The sequence below is a fragment of the Aquamicrobium sp. YD-1-mutant5 genome (assembly GCF_059509755.1).
Genome location: NZ_JCAKKP010000030.1, coordinates 1 through 12,284, shown reverse-complemented (window position 1 = coordinate 12,284; position 12,284 = coordinate 1). Strand labels below are relative to the sequence as shown.

General features: G+C 63.0%; 10 protein-coding genes, 1 tRNA gene and 1 pseudogene. 6 read left to right on the top strand and 6 right to left on the bottom strand.

Going from position 1 to position 12,284, the window contains the following annotated elements:
- Window positions 1-230: 230 nt before the first annotated feature.
- The 3 genes from AC5XE7_RS20190 to AC5XE7_RS20180 all read right to left on the bottom strand — a co-directional run bounded on the left by AC5XE7_RS20190 (window position 231) and on the right by AC5XE7_RS20180 (window position 3,478).
- Window positions 231-307: transfer RNA gene (locus tag AC5XE7_RS20190), tRNA-Arg, on the bottom strand.
- Between the two features lie 436 nt (window positions 308-743).
- Window positions 744-1,952 (bottom strand): BaiN/RdsA family NAD(P)/FAD-dependent oxidoreductase, encoded by a 1,209-nt coding sequence (locus tag AC5XE7_RS20185; protein WP_495367375.1) that lies wholly within the window; start codon window positions 1,950-1,952, stop codon window positions 744-746.
- Between the two features lie 92 nt (window positions 1,953-2,044).
- Window positions 2,045-3,478 (bottom strand): short-chain fatty acyl-CoA regulator family protein, encoded by a 1,434-nt coding sequence (locus AC5XE7_RS20180; RefSeq protein ID WP_495367376.1) that lies wholly within the window; start codon window positions 3,476-3,478, stop codon window positions 2,045-2,047.
- Window positions 3,479-3,631: 153 nt separating this feature from the next.
- Between AC5XE7_RS20180 and AC5XE7_RS20175 the strand changes: the two genes are divergently transcribed.
- Genes AC5XE7_RS20175 through prpB form a run of 4 tightly spaced genes read left to right on the top strand, consistent with a single transcriptional unit; the run spans window position 3,632 to window position 7,650 of the window.
- A complete protein-coding gene (locus tag AC5XE7_RS20175; protein WP_183827299.1) occupies window positions 3,632-4,042 on the top strand; it encodes an acyl-CoA thioesterase in 411 nt (136 codons plus the stop codon).
- Window positions 4,039-5,553 (top strand): MmgE/PrpD family protein, encoded by a 1,515-nt coding sequence (locus AC5XE7_RS20170; protein ID WP_495367377.1) that lies wholly within the window; start codon window positions 4,039-4,041, stop codon window positions 5,551-5,553. Before AC5XE7_RS20175 ends, AC5XE7_RS20170 begins: the two co-directional genes overlap by 4 nt.
- Window positions 5,554-5,563: 10 nt before the next feature.
- On the top strand, window positions 5,564-6,730 hold the full coding sequence (gene prpC / locus AC5XE7_RS20165; protein WP_495367378.1) for a bifunctional 2-methylcitrate synthase/citrate synthase: 1,167 nt from the start codon (window positions 5,564-5,566) through the stop codon (window positions 6,728-6,730).
- Window positions 6,731-6,738: 8 nt separating this feature from the next.
- Window positions 6,739-7,650 (top strand): methylisocitrate lyase, encoded by a 912-nt coding sequence (gene prpB, locus AC5XE7_RS20160; RefSeq protein ID WP_495367379.1) that lies wholly within the window; start codon window positions 6,739-6,741, stop codon window positions 7,648-7,650.
- Window positions 7,651-7,864: 214 nt separating this feature from the next.
- Here prpB and AC5XE7_RS20155 read toward each other — a convergent pair whose 3' ends face one another.
- Window positions 7,865-8,299 (bottom strand): hypothetical protein, encoded by a 435-nt coding sequence (locus tag AC5XE7_RS20155; protein WP_495367380.1) that lies wholly within the window; start codon window positions 8,297-8,299, stop codon window positions 7,865-7,867.
- Window positions 8,300-8,482: 183 nt separating this feature from the next.
- Here AC5XE7_RS20155 and AC5XE7_RS20150 point away from each other — a divergent pair, with 183 nt between their 5' ends.
- Window positions 8,483-9,274: an IclR family transcriptional regulator gene (locus AC5XE7_RS20150; RefSeq protein WP_495367381.1), complete on the top strand. Its 792-nt coding sequence runs from the start codon at window positions 8,483-8,485 to the stop codon at window positions 9,272-9,274.
- Between the two features lie 294 nt (window positions 9,275-9,568).
- Window positions 9,569-10,906, top strand: a complete 1,338-nt coding sequence (locus AC5XE7_RS20145; protein ID WP_495367382.1) for an aspartate aminotransferase family protein — start codon at window positions 9,569-9,571, stop codon at window positions 10,904-10,906.
- Between the two features lie 20 nt (window positions 10,907-10,926).
- Here the strand turns inward: AC5XE7_RS20145 and AC5XE7_RS20140 are convergent, their stop codons facing one another.
- Both AC5XE7_RS20140 and AC5XE7_RS20135 read right to left on the bottom strand, forming a co-directional pair.
- Complete coding sequence (locus tag AC5XE7_RS20140; protein ID WP_495367383.1) at window positions 10,927-11,952, bottom strand: LacI family DNA-binding transcriptional regulator; 1,026 nt, start codon at window positions 11,950-11,952, stop codon at window positions 10,927-10,929.
- A gap of 212 nt (window positions 11,953-12,164) precedes the next feature.
- Window positions 12,165-12,284 (bottom strand): annotated as a pseudogene (locus AC5XE7_RS20135) (IS5/IS1182 family transposase); the annotation flags it as partial.

Below are 12,284 nucleotides of genomic sequence, written 5' to 3'. Positions count from 1 at the left end.
GCGTCGGATAACGCTCAGTAACGCCATGTCTATCACTCCAAAGTCCCCTGCAATCAACCAGCAGGGGTGGGTTCAAACATGGGTCACTTCTCAATGGAAAAATCCCTCAATCCCGGGTCAGCTCTCAGCGGAAATCAACAATGGGATCGAAGTCAGAGCTGCTGCGAACGCTAGTCGCGGCTTCTAGCGTAGAAACGGCGGCGTTCGGCGTTCATAGTTCTGTACTGAAATGGCGCACCCGACAGGATTCGAACCTGTGACCTTTGGCTTCGGAGGCCAACACTCTATCCAGCTGAGCTACGGGTGCATGCTCTGTTTTGCCTAGCCCGAACGACCACTAAAGGCAACGGATTCGGCCGACATAATCATCGCTTCGCCAACAGATCAACGCCGCATTTCAACCGTGCGCTACGTCATCCCTTTTCCCGCCACCGTTTCCTCTAAACTGCTTACGCGCCGCTTACGTGGAAATTTTCGCTGTCCCGGTGGTTTGTGGCTCGGCTCTTAAACTGCTGTATTCCCTTCATTTTTTTCGTCTTCAGTTCATGCATCCACCCTTGACAGCAGCCTTCGGAGGGCGACACTCTATCCAGCTGAGCTACGGGTGCATAAGCAGTGCGAGCAACCTCTTAGACGATCCGCGCGCGGGCATCAACGGCAGAGATTGCGAAATGGGTGTTTTGTAGGGAAGCTGCAGCCATCATGGTGATAGTCGTTCGCTGCCGCTACCGATGTGACAGCGCTCATGCTGCCCGTTCGGCAATTGCAGTTCCCGCTGCCCAGCCGGACGACCACGCCCACTGGAAATTGTAGCCGCCGAGCCAGCCGGTCACGTCCACCACCTCGCCGATGAAATGCAGGCCCGGAACGGCTTTGGCTTCCATGGTGCGGGAATCGAGGCCGCCGGTGTCGACACCGCCAAGTGTGACCTCCGCCGTGCGGTAGCCTTCCGTGCCGATGGGGAAGATCTCCCAGCCCTGAAGCGTGGCGGCGATTGCGGCAAGCCTTTTGTCGGTGGTTTCGCCCAGCGTTCCCCCCCAGCCCTGCGTCTGCGCCAGATGGACTGCCAGCCGTTTCGGCAGGAGTTCGCCAAGGGCGGTGGCGATGCTGCGGCGTCCGTTTTCGCGCTTGGCGGCGGCAAGTGCGGCAGAAAAATCCTGACCTGGCAGAAAGGCGATGCGAAGCGGCTGCTTTTCACGCCAGTAGGATGAAATCTGCAGGATGGCGGGGCCGGAAAGACCGCGATGCGTGAACAGCAAGGCTTCCTCGAAAGCGGTCTTGCCGCAGCTCACGCGCGCATCGACCGCAACGCCTGCGATTTCACGAAAGCCGGCCAGCACGTCCTCACCAAACGTCAGGGGAACGAGGCCGGCGCGGGTTTCAGTCACGGCGAGACCGAATTGCGTTGCGATCTGGTAGCCGAGGCCGGTCGCGCCCATCTTCGGGATGGATTTGCCGCCGCAGGCAACGACGAAGTTGCGGCAGGCAATGTTTGCAGCGCCCTCGCCGCCCAGCGTCACCGAAAAACCGGCTTCGCTGCGCCCGACCTTTTCGAGCGTGGTCGAAAGCCGAACCTCGCAGCCCGCACGCGCCATCTCGCCCAGCAGCATGGCGATGATGTCCTTTGCGGAATGATCGCAGAAAAGCTGGCCGAGCGTCTTTTCGTGATAGGCGATGCCATGCTTTTCGACCAGCGCGATGAAATGCTGCGGCGTGTAGCGGCTAAGCGCGGACTTGGCGAAATGCGGATTGGCGGACAGGAAGTTGCGGGCATTGGCGCCGGTGTTGGTGAAATTGCAGCGGCCGCCGCCTGAAATACGGATCTTTTCACCCGGATTGCGGGCATGGTCGACGATCAGCACGCGGCTGCCACGCGCGGCGGCGTGGATCGCGCACATCATGCCGGCGGCACCGGCGCCGAGAATGACGGTATCGAAACTTTGCGTGCGCATCCGGACCTTTCCGCAGGGCAATTTCGCCCGGCGCCCGCCCTACCCCATCGCGGCTTCGAGGGGAACCTGTTTCGGCAGCAGCAGCCCCGACCTCAGGTGGAGGCATAGGGGGTGAAGCTGCTGCGGGTCTCGTCGATGCGCAGCGCCTGCGCCACCGGCGGAAAGGCGCGCTGCGGGCAGGCGGGCCGCTCGCAGATCTTGCAGCCGGCGCCGATCGGCGTGCGCGCCTCGGCGTCATCGAGCCGCAATCCCTTGGAATAGACCAGCCCCGGCGCATGCTGAAGATCGCAGCCAAGACCGATGGCGAAGGTCTTGTCGGGCGTTCCGTAGCCGCCTGCCGAATGATCGACCGTGCGCGCCATCCACAGATAGGTGCGCCCGTCCGGCATCTCGGCAAGCTGGGTGACGATGCGTCCGGGCCGGGTGAAGGCTTCATAGACATTCCACAGCGGACAGGTTCCTCCCACTCGCGAGAAGTGAAAGTCCGTGGCCGACTGGCGCTTGGAGATGTTGCCGGCACGATCGACGCGGATGAAAAAGAAGGGAACGCCGCGCGCACCCGGTCGCTGCAATGTGCTGAGGCGATGGCAGACGGTCTCGAAACCGACGTCGAATTTCTGTCCGAGCAGGTCGATGTCGTAGCGCAGTTCCTTGGCCGATTGCAGGAAGACGGAATAGGGCAGTACCAGCGCCCCGGCAAAATAATTGGCAAGGCCGATGCGGGCGAGCGCGCGGGTCTCGGCATTGGAGAACGAGGCTTCGGCCAGTTCCGCATCGATCAGCCCGCCATATTCGAGAAAGGCAAGCTGCGTTGCCAGCTGGAACGCCTGCTGGCCGCCGCTCAGGCGCTCCGAAAGCCGCAATATGCGTGCCTGCGGATCGAACGCGCGTTGAACGCCGGAGCCGGGCGGCAGCGCGTGGCGCAACACCCGCACGCCGTGCTTCGCTTCCAGATAGGTCTCCAGCCCCGTTACCATGCGCCCCGGCGGCAGGCCAAGCCCCGTGGCGGCGGCCTCGGCAGCCCGGTCAAGCGCATCGATATGGTTGTGCCTTGCATAGAAGAAGTCGCGCACCTCCTCGAAGGGAGCGGCCGCGATGGGTGCTGTATCCGCCCCGCCGTCGCCCTGCCGGTCATCGCCCAGCCGCGCGGCCAGCGCCGCAGATTGGTCCAGCGCGCGCGACAGGCGCTTGTGCAGCCCGACGATGGCGCGCCCCACGGCAGGCATGCCGGTGGCGATCTCCTTCAATTCGGCGCTCGAAATCTCCTCGCCCACGCCCGGATCGAACAGCGCCTCGCGCAGCTCGCCCACCAGCCGCGCTTCGTCCTCGCCGGAGAAAAGCTGCACGTCGACACCGAAGGCGGCGTTGAGCTTCAGGAGCACCGCCACTGTCAGCGGGCGCTGGTTGTTCTCGATCTGGTTGAGATAGCTCAGCGAAATGCCGATGGCGTCGGCCAGCGCCTGCTGGGTGAGCCGGCGCTCTTCCCGCAGCCGCTTCAATCGCACGCCCATAAACAGCTTTTTCACGGCGTCACCCTCGCCTCACGAACTTCGCAAACTTTGCAAATTCACTGACCTGGCTTCGCAAATGTCTGCCTTTTCAGTGGTTTACGATTTTCAACATATGCGGATATTGCGGATTAGCAAAGAGGCTCTCGAACCAAGGAGCACGTTTCAGCAATGCCGGAGGAACTTTCCCTGCACAGCGATGCGCGCTTCAGCGAACTGGTTCTGCCGGCGCTGACCAATCACTACGGCACGCTTTATGGCGCCAATGCGCTGCATCTGATGGGCAAGGCCGCCTTTCTGTGCGCTGCCCGCCATGCCGGCTGCGATGTGGTCATGGCCAAGGCCGACGGCATCGAGTTCCATCGCCCGGTGCGGCTGGGTGAGATTATCGACATCAGCGCCCGCATCGTGTTTCGCGGCCGCTCCTCCATGACCATTCTGGTCAACGCCTTCACCGACGACAGCGGTGAGAAAGACCCCGCCATCAGCGGCCATTTCATGATGGTCGCCGTCGATGGCGACGGCAGGCCGACACCCCTCCCCACTTCCGATCAATGCAACGCAGAGGATATTCATTCGTGAAGTCGCATAAGGTCCGCACCTACAAATCCGCCGAGAACCTCGCCCGCGAAGACCAGCTCGCCTGGAAGATCGCCTCGATCGCCGCCGACAACGTCGCGCTCGACGCCGATGTGGTCGAGATGATCGGCAACCGCATCATCGACAATGCAGCCGTCGCCGCGGCCTCCGTGGCGCGCCGCCCGGTGGCGAGCGCCCGGGCGCAGGCGCAGGCTCACCCCTTCCTGCCCGGCGCTACCGTGTTCGGTCTTTCCACCGCCAAGCGCATTTCGCCGGAATGGGCGGCATGGGCCAACGGCGTGGCGGTGCGCGAACTTGACTTTCACGACACCTTCCTCGCCGCTGACTATTCGCACCCGGGCGACAACATTCCGCCGATCCTTGCCGTGGCGCAGCATTGCGGCCTGTCGGGCGCGGCACTCGCCAGAGGCATCGCCACCGGCTACGAGGTGCAGGTCAATCTCGTGAAGGGCATCTGCCTGCATGAGCACAAGATCGACCACATCGCCCATCTCGGCCCCTCGGCCGCCGCCGGCATCGGCACGGCGCTGGGGCTTTCCGCCGAGGTGATCTATCAGGCCGTGCAGCAGGCGCTGCATGTCACCACCACCACCCGCCAGTCGCGCAAGGGCGAGATTTCGAGCTGGAAGGCCTATGCCCCGGCCTTCGCCGGCAAGATGGCGATCGAGGCCGTGGACCGCGTGCTGCGCGGCGAAGGCGCGCCCTCGCCGGCATGGGAAGGCGAGGACGGCTTCATCGCTTACCTGCTCTCCGGCCCCAAGGCCGAATATGTGGTGCCGCTGCCCGAAAAGGGCGAAGCCAAGCGCGCCATCATGGACACCTACACCAAGGAGCATTCGGCCGAATATCAGAGCCAGGCGCTGATCGATCTGGCACGCCGCTTGGGACCAAAGGTCGGCGACCTCACCAGGGTGAAGGACATCGTCATCCACACCAGCCATCACACCCACTACGTGATCGGCACCGGCGCCAACGACCCGCAGAAGATGGACCCGAAGGCCAGCCGCGAAACGCTCGACCATTCGATCATGTACATCTTCGCCGTGGCACTGGAAGACGGCGGCTGGCACCATGAGCGTTCCTATGCGCCCGAACGCGCCAACCGGCCTGAAACGGTGGCCCTGTGGCACAAGATCTCCACCGTGGAGGACCCGGAGTGGACGCGCCGCTACCACAGCCATGATCCGAAGGAAAAGGCGTTCGGCGGCCGCGTCACCGTCACCCTTCAGGATGGTTCGGTCATCGAGGACGAGCTGGCGATCGCCGATGCGCATCCGCTGGGCGCCCGCCCCTTCACCCGCCCGGACTACGTCAACAAGTTCCGCACGCTGGCCGAGGGTGTCGTGGAAAAGGCCGAGCAGGATCGCTTCATCGCAACCGTCGAGCGCCTCATGGAGCTGAAGCCGGAAGAACTGTCGGGTCTCACCTTCACGGTCGCGCAGGACAAGCTCGGCCCGGCCGCCGCCACCGGCATTTTCGACTGGAAGAGATAGGGAGGAAGTAATGAGCGCATTCAAGCCGAAGAAGTCCGTTGCCCTGTCCGGCGTCGTTGCCGGCAACACGGCGCTGTGCACCGTCGGGCGCACCGGAAACGATCTCCACTATCGCGGCTACGACATTCTCGACGTGGCCGAGACCTGCGAGTTCGAGGAGATCGCCCATCTCCTCGTCCACGGCACGCTGCCGACGCAGGCCGAGCTTGCCGCCTACAAGGCCAAGCTGAAGGCCCTGCGCGGGCTGCCGGATGCGGTCAAGCGCACGCTGGAGCTGTTGCCGGCCGCGACCCATCCGATGGATGTGATGCGCTCCGGCGTCTCCGCTCTCGGCTGCGTGCTGCCGGAAGCGGCGGACCACAACCTGCCCGGCGCGCGCGACATTGCCGACCGGCTGATGGCCTCGCTCGGTTCGATGCTGCTCTACTGGCACCACTATGCCCATAACGGGCGGCGCATCGAGGTCGAGACCGATGACGACAGCATCGGCGGTCACTTCCTGCACCTTCTACACGGCAAGGCACCGAAGGCCTCGCATGTGAAGGCGATGCACATCTCGCTGATCCTCTATGCGGAGCACGAGTTCAACGCTTCGACCTTCACCGGGCGCATGATCGCCGGCACCGGCTCGGACGTCTACTCGGCCATCACAGGGGCCATCGGCGCACTGCGGGGGCCGAAGCACGGCGGGGCCAACGAGGTCGCCTTCGAGATCCAGAAGCGCTATGCCGATCCCGACGAGGCGGAAGCCGATATTCGCCACCGCGTCGAGGCGAAAGAGGTCGTCATCGGCTTCGGCCATCCGGTCTATACGGTAAGCGACCCGCGCAACAAGGTCATCAAGACCGTGGCGCGCCAGCTCTCCGTCGAAGCCGGATCGACGAAGATGTTCGACATAGCCGAGCGCATCGAATCCACCATGGCCGATGCCAAGGCGATGTTCCCGAACCTCGACTGGTTCAGCGCGGTCTCCTATCACATGATGGGCGTGCCGACGGCCATGTTCACGCCGCTGTTCGTCATCTCGCGCACCAGCGGCTGGGCCGCGCACATCATCGAGCAACGCGTCGACAACAAGATCATCCGACCTTCCGCCAATTACACGGGACCGGAAAATCTGGAATTCGTGTCGATCGAGCGCCGTGGCCGGCCGGCCGAAAAATCCAAGGCAGCCTGAGGAAAAGCATGCCCTATCTCGTCTCTTCAGACCTTCCGCAACACTCCGCAGGCGAGCGCTTCCGGGCGCTCGTCGCAAGCGGCGGCATCACTCGCCTTCCCGGAGCTCATAACGGCATGGCCGCCCTGCAGGCCAAAGCCGCCGGCTTCGAGGGGCTTTACCTGTCAGGCGCGGCCATGACTGCCTCGATGGGCATTCCCGATCTCGGCATCATCACCGTCGACGAAGTGGCCTTCTTCATCCGCCAGATTGCGCGTGCCTCCGGCCTGCCGCTGCTGGTCGACGGCGACACCGGCTATGGCGAAGCACTCAACGTCATGCACATGGTGCGCACCTTCGAGGAGGCGGGCGCCGGTGCTGTTCACCTCGAAGACCAGCTTCTGCCCAAGAAATGCGGCCACCTCAACGACAAGAAGCTGGCCGACGCCAACGACATGGCGGCCAAGGTCGCCGCTGCGGCAAAGGCGCGGCGCAACCTCTACATCATCGCGCGCACCGATGCGGCGGCCAGCGAAGGCATGGACGGCGCCGTGGCGCGGGCAAAGCTCTACATGGAAGCGGGTGCGGATGCGATCTTCCCCGAAGCGCTGAATACGGCGGACATGTTCCGCGAATTCGCCGCGCGCATGCCGGGCGTGCCGCTGCTCGCCAACATGACCGAATTCGGCCGCACGCCCTTCTTCACGGCCGACGAGTTCGAGGCGATGGGCTACAAAATGGTGATCTGGCCGGTTTCCTCGCTGCGCGTCGCCAACAAGGCGCAGGAAAAGCTTTACGCGACGCTGAAGCGCGACGGCTCGACAAAGGCGATGGTGCCCGAAATGCAGACCCGGGCCGAGCTCTACGACATGATCGACCTTGCCGGTTACGAGGCGCTCGACGCCTCCATCGTGGCGACGGTGGTGCCGACGCCGGTCTGAAGACCGAGGCCCCGGAACCGGTCCGTCAGAGCCGTTTAGTATTTCACGGAATCACTGAACAGCTCCAAGTCTTTGATTCGTCGCGTTTCCGAACCGGAAAAGTGGTTCCACTTTTCCTGGAAACGCTCCAGTCTTCAGCAATGGCCGCCCGGCAAGCCGGGGCGGCCATTCGCTTTTCGTAGCTGCCGGCGCGGCTGCCGGAGTGCCGGACAGGTCAGTCGTTGATAGCCGTTATCCGGATTTCGCCCGGCTCCCCGACAGCCGAAAACCAGATTTCGCCGTCGCCAACCATGACCCCCTGCCAGTTCGCGAACAGGCTCTCATAGGCTTGCGCCTCAAGGGCATGCTTCACCTTTGCGGTGACGACCTGATCGTAATCGGCAACGAAATGGGCGGCATCGCGGATTTTCACCGACTTGCCCTTTATCCGGGCCTGAAACGGATAATCCACCATCGCCGCGAAGGACTTCTTGTCACCCTCTGCGACCGCTTTCTTCAGCGCCGTGAAAAAGCTGTGGTAGCGGTCGTGCTCGCCGAACAGGGAATCGAGGCTGGCATTCATCTCGTCGGCTGTCTGCGCACTGGCCGGGAGAGGCATCGCCACGCCAGCCAGAAGTGAAATGCCTGCTGCGATAAACAGTCTGCGCATGTTTTCCCTCTCCTTTGCGGAAGCTCTCAACCCGCCCACCGTAGCATGGGCGTGGGCCCTTCAAAATCGGACGGCGCAGCGAAAACATCGGCCCGCACTCACAATTCGCCCACCCGGAACCTTGCTGCTTCCGCCATCATGAGCGACATGGAATCACAGATGCCGAAACCGGAGATGTCAGCCATGACTGGTACAGTGCCGCAACACGTTCCCGCCTCCGAAGTGCGGATCCAGTCCATCGCCCGCGCCAAAGCCCTGCTGGATGCCATGGCCGGCGGCGAATGGATTTCGCTGCGGGATCTGGCCCAGCGCACCGGACTTGTGAAAACCACGGCGTTCAACCTCATCAAGGCGCTGGTCGAGACGGGGCTCGCCGAGCACGATACGGGAACGGGCTCCTATCGGCTCGGACTTCAGCACCTCGTCTATGGAAACGCGGTGGCCCGCCGGCTGGACATCGCCACGATTGCACGTCCGCATCTGACCGCCCTGTGCGCGCAGACGCGTGAGACGATCAACCTTGCCATTCCAGGCCCCGCTGACGTGTTCATCGCGGAGAGCCTCGAAGGCAGTTACAATCTGCGCGTTTCCTCCTATTCCGGCACGAGGGCTTCCTATCATTCCACCGCCTGCGGGCGCGCGCTGCTGGCTTACCAGCCCGAGGATTTCCGGCGCTTCATCTATGAGGTCGCGCCGCTGCAGAAACTGACGCCCAACACCATTACCGACCCGGAAGAACTCGAAAGCGTATTACAGGACTGCCGCACCAGAGGATGGACGCAGGAGTTCGAGGAAAACGAATCCGGCAGTGCGTGCATAGCGGCCCCGATTTTCGGTCCGGGCGGCAATGTCGTTGCCTCCGTCAGCATCGCCGGCCCTGCCTCACGGTTCGATGGCCCGGCCGTCTCGCGCCTTTCCGATATCCTCATTACCAGCCTCGCCGGCATCACCCGGGATCTCGCCGGCCAGTCCTGACAGACGCGGAACATGCCCAAATTTCTGATATCTTATAATGTAGGATGATTTTTTCAGAATTAACCTCGATAACGATAAATCGTGATGGTTTATCGTGATGATCAGCTTGATAAAGGCTAAAATTCCGTATTAGACTGCCGCATGAACATCGGAAGTCGTCCTACATTATGCGACTAACGATCTTATGGGGAGCGGGGCACTGAGACATGCCTGTACCGTCGCGGCCAGCCCGTGGCGGCCACAGACTGCAGCCTCTGTGAGCGCACCGCCTCATCTGTCTTATCGGAGCAAGACATGACTGCCTCAAGCAACGCCATCACATCGGACCTTCTGTCCTTCACCAGATCGGCGGAGGCCATCCGGCACAACTCCCAATGGATGGCGGGCGGCGTTAACAGCAATTTCCGCCTGAACATCTCCCCCACGCCGCTGGTGATCGAGCGCGGCGAAGGTCCCTTTCTGTATGACGTCGATGGCAATCGGCTGATCGACTACTATCTGGGCATGGGACCGATGATCCTCGGGCACAACCCCGCAGCCCTGACACAGGCCGTCAAAAGGCAGATCGACGACGGCATTCTGTTCGGCGCGCAGAGCGCTGTCGAAGCCGAGGCTGCGCGGCTGGTCTGCCAGATGGTCCCATCCGCTGAGCGCATGCGCTTCGGCGGTTCCGGCTCCGAAGTTGATCAGGCGGCCCTTCGCCTTGCACGCGCCGCCACGGGGCGCCGGAACATCATCAAGTTCGAGGGCCATTATCACGGCTGGTTCGACAATGTGCTGTGGTCGACGGCACCCGCACCCGACGCCGCCGGCCCGCGCGAAGCACCGAAGGCTGTCGCGGGCAGCAAGGGGCAACTTGCCGATACCGCCGACACGCTGGCCGTGTTGCCATGGAACGATCCGGAGCTTCTGGAAGCCCGCCTCGCGCAGGGAGATATCGCCGCCGTCATCATGGAAGCCGCGATGTGCAATGCGGGCGCCGTCCACCCCCTTCCCGGCTATCTGGAAGGCGTTCGCGAGGCCTGCACCCGCCACGGCACGATCCTCATCTTCGATGAGGTCATCACCGGTTTCCGCCTCGCCCCCGGCGGCGCACAGGAATTGTTCGGCGTCACGCCCGATCTTTCAACCTTCGGCAAGGCGATCGCCAACGGCTTCCCCGTCGCCGCCATCGCCGGCCGGGCCGACCTTCTGGACATGTTCGTGAGCGGCGGCGTCGTGCATGGCGGCACCTACAATGCACAGCCCATCGCCATGGCGGCCACCGTTGCAACCCTGCAGTCGCTGAAGCCGTCGCTTTACGAAGAGATCGCCGTCAATGGCACAAGGCTGATGGATGGCATGCGCGAGATTTTCGCACGGCATGGCGTCAAAGCCGTGGTCGAAGGCTTTCCGCAGGTCTTCCATGTCGCCTTCGGGCTTGAGCAGCCGGCACGGGACTATCGCGATCTGGCGCGCATGAACCGGCGGGCGTACGTCGCCTTCACCACCGCCCTGCTGCATCGCGGCGTGCGAGCCCTCGAACGCGGCGCATGGTTCATGTCGATCGCCCATGACGACGCGGTGGTCGCCTCCACGCTGGAAGCGGTCGAAGGTGCCCTGAAGCAGATCAGGGCCGATGGCGCGATCTGAGCCACATCATCGGTCGCGGATCAGGACCGGGTGGAAGCACCCGGCTCCAGCTTCACCGGCAGGATGATCTCATGAGAGCTGAACGTTGCCGCCTGAAGCCGCGCGATCAGCTCCGCCGCGGCCCGCTCGCCCAGCGCATGGGCGGCGGAACGCACCGTGGTCAGCACCGGATCGACATAGCGCCAGAAATCGAAGGCATTGAAGCCGGTGATCTGGATATCTTCCGGAACCCGCAATCCGTGAGCAATACAGGCCTTCATCGCCCCCACCGCCATCTGGTCGTTGCCGCCGACAATGGCATCAGGCGCCGTGCGGCTGCGCAGGGCGGCGAGCGTTTCGGCATAGTTGACGTCAAAACTCTCGTCGGCGCAGCGGATCACTTCGGGCGACGGCAGGCCAGCCTCCCGCCACACGGAGGCAACGCCTTCCATACGCGCCCGCATTGCCGGCCATTCGGTCTGCGGCATCAGCATCCAGCAGGTGCGGGTGCCGTTGGCGATGAGATGCCGCGCAATCTGGCGACCGCCATCGAAATCATCCTGCCGGATGATCGTGCAGTCGTCATGGGCCGGGCGCTGGTGCTCCTGCAGGAGCACGAACGGCACACGCAGGGTGGCCAGCTCGCTCACGAACCATTTGCGCTGCACCTCGTCGCCCGAGAGAATGGCCACCATGCCATCGGCTTCAATGTTCTGAAACAGGCCAGACGTGCGGAAATCCGAAGGCTTGATGCCACGCAGGATCAGGCTGTAGGCATGCGCCGTGAGATAGTTGGTCAGACCCGTCACCTGCGCGGTGATGAAGGGGTCGGAAAGAAAGTCGGGGTCTTCCACGACGATCAGCATGCCGATCGTCCATTGCTGGGAAAGCCGCAGCCGCCGTGCCGCCACCGAAGGCCGATACCCAAGCCGCTCGACGACATCGCGCACGTTCTGCGCCGTGGTTTCAGCCACGCGCCCGCGCCCGTTCAGCACATTGGAGACGGTCATCGCCGAGACTCCCGCCTCGCGCGCCACATCCTTGATCGTTACCGGCTTGTCCGACATATGCATCTCTGGCTGTTTTCTCTGGTTTGACCGAAAACCAATCCAGTCTGCAATAGAGCGTTTCGGCTTTTCCCGCCGTTGCGCCCGTTCATCATCATCGCCGGGTGGAAATAGTGCCCGAAACAATGAACCGCCGGACGCTATACATCATCCGGCGGCCCGATCATCTGATACGAAAGTCCTGAGCCAGGACTAGGCTCAGGACTCATTGGTCAGATCCAGAAGATGACGGCTGCGGCGATGCATATCGCTGAGAAGAAGGTGTGAGCGCATCGGTCGTAGCGTGTGGCGATGCGGCGCCAGTCCTTGAGCTTGGCGAACAGGTTCTCGAC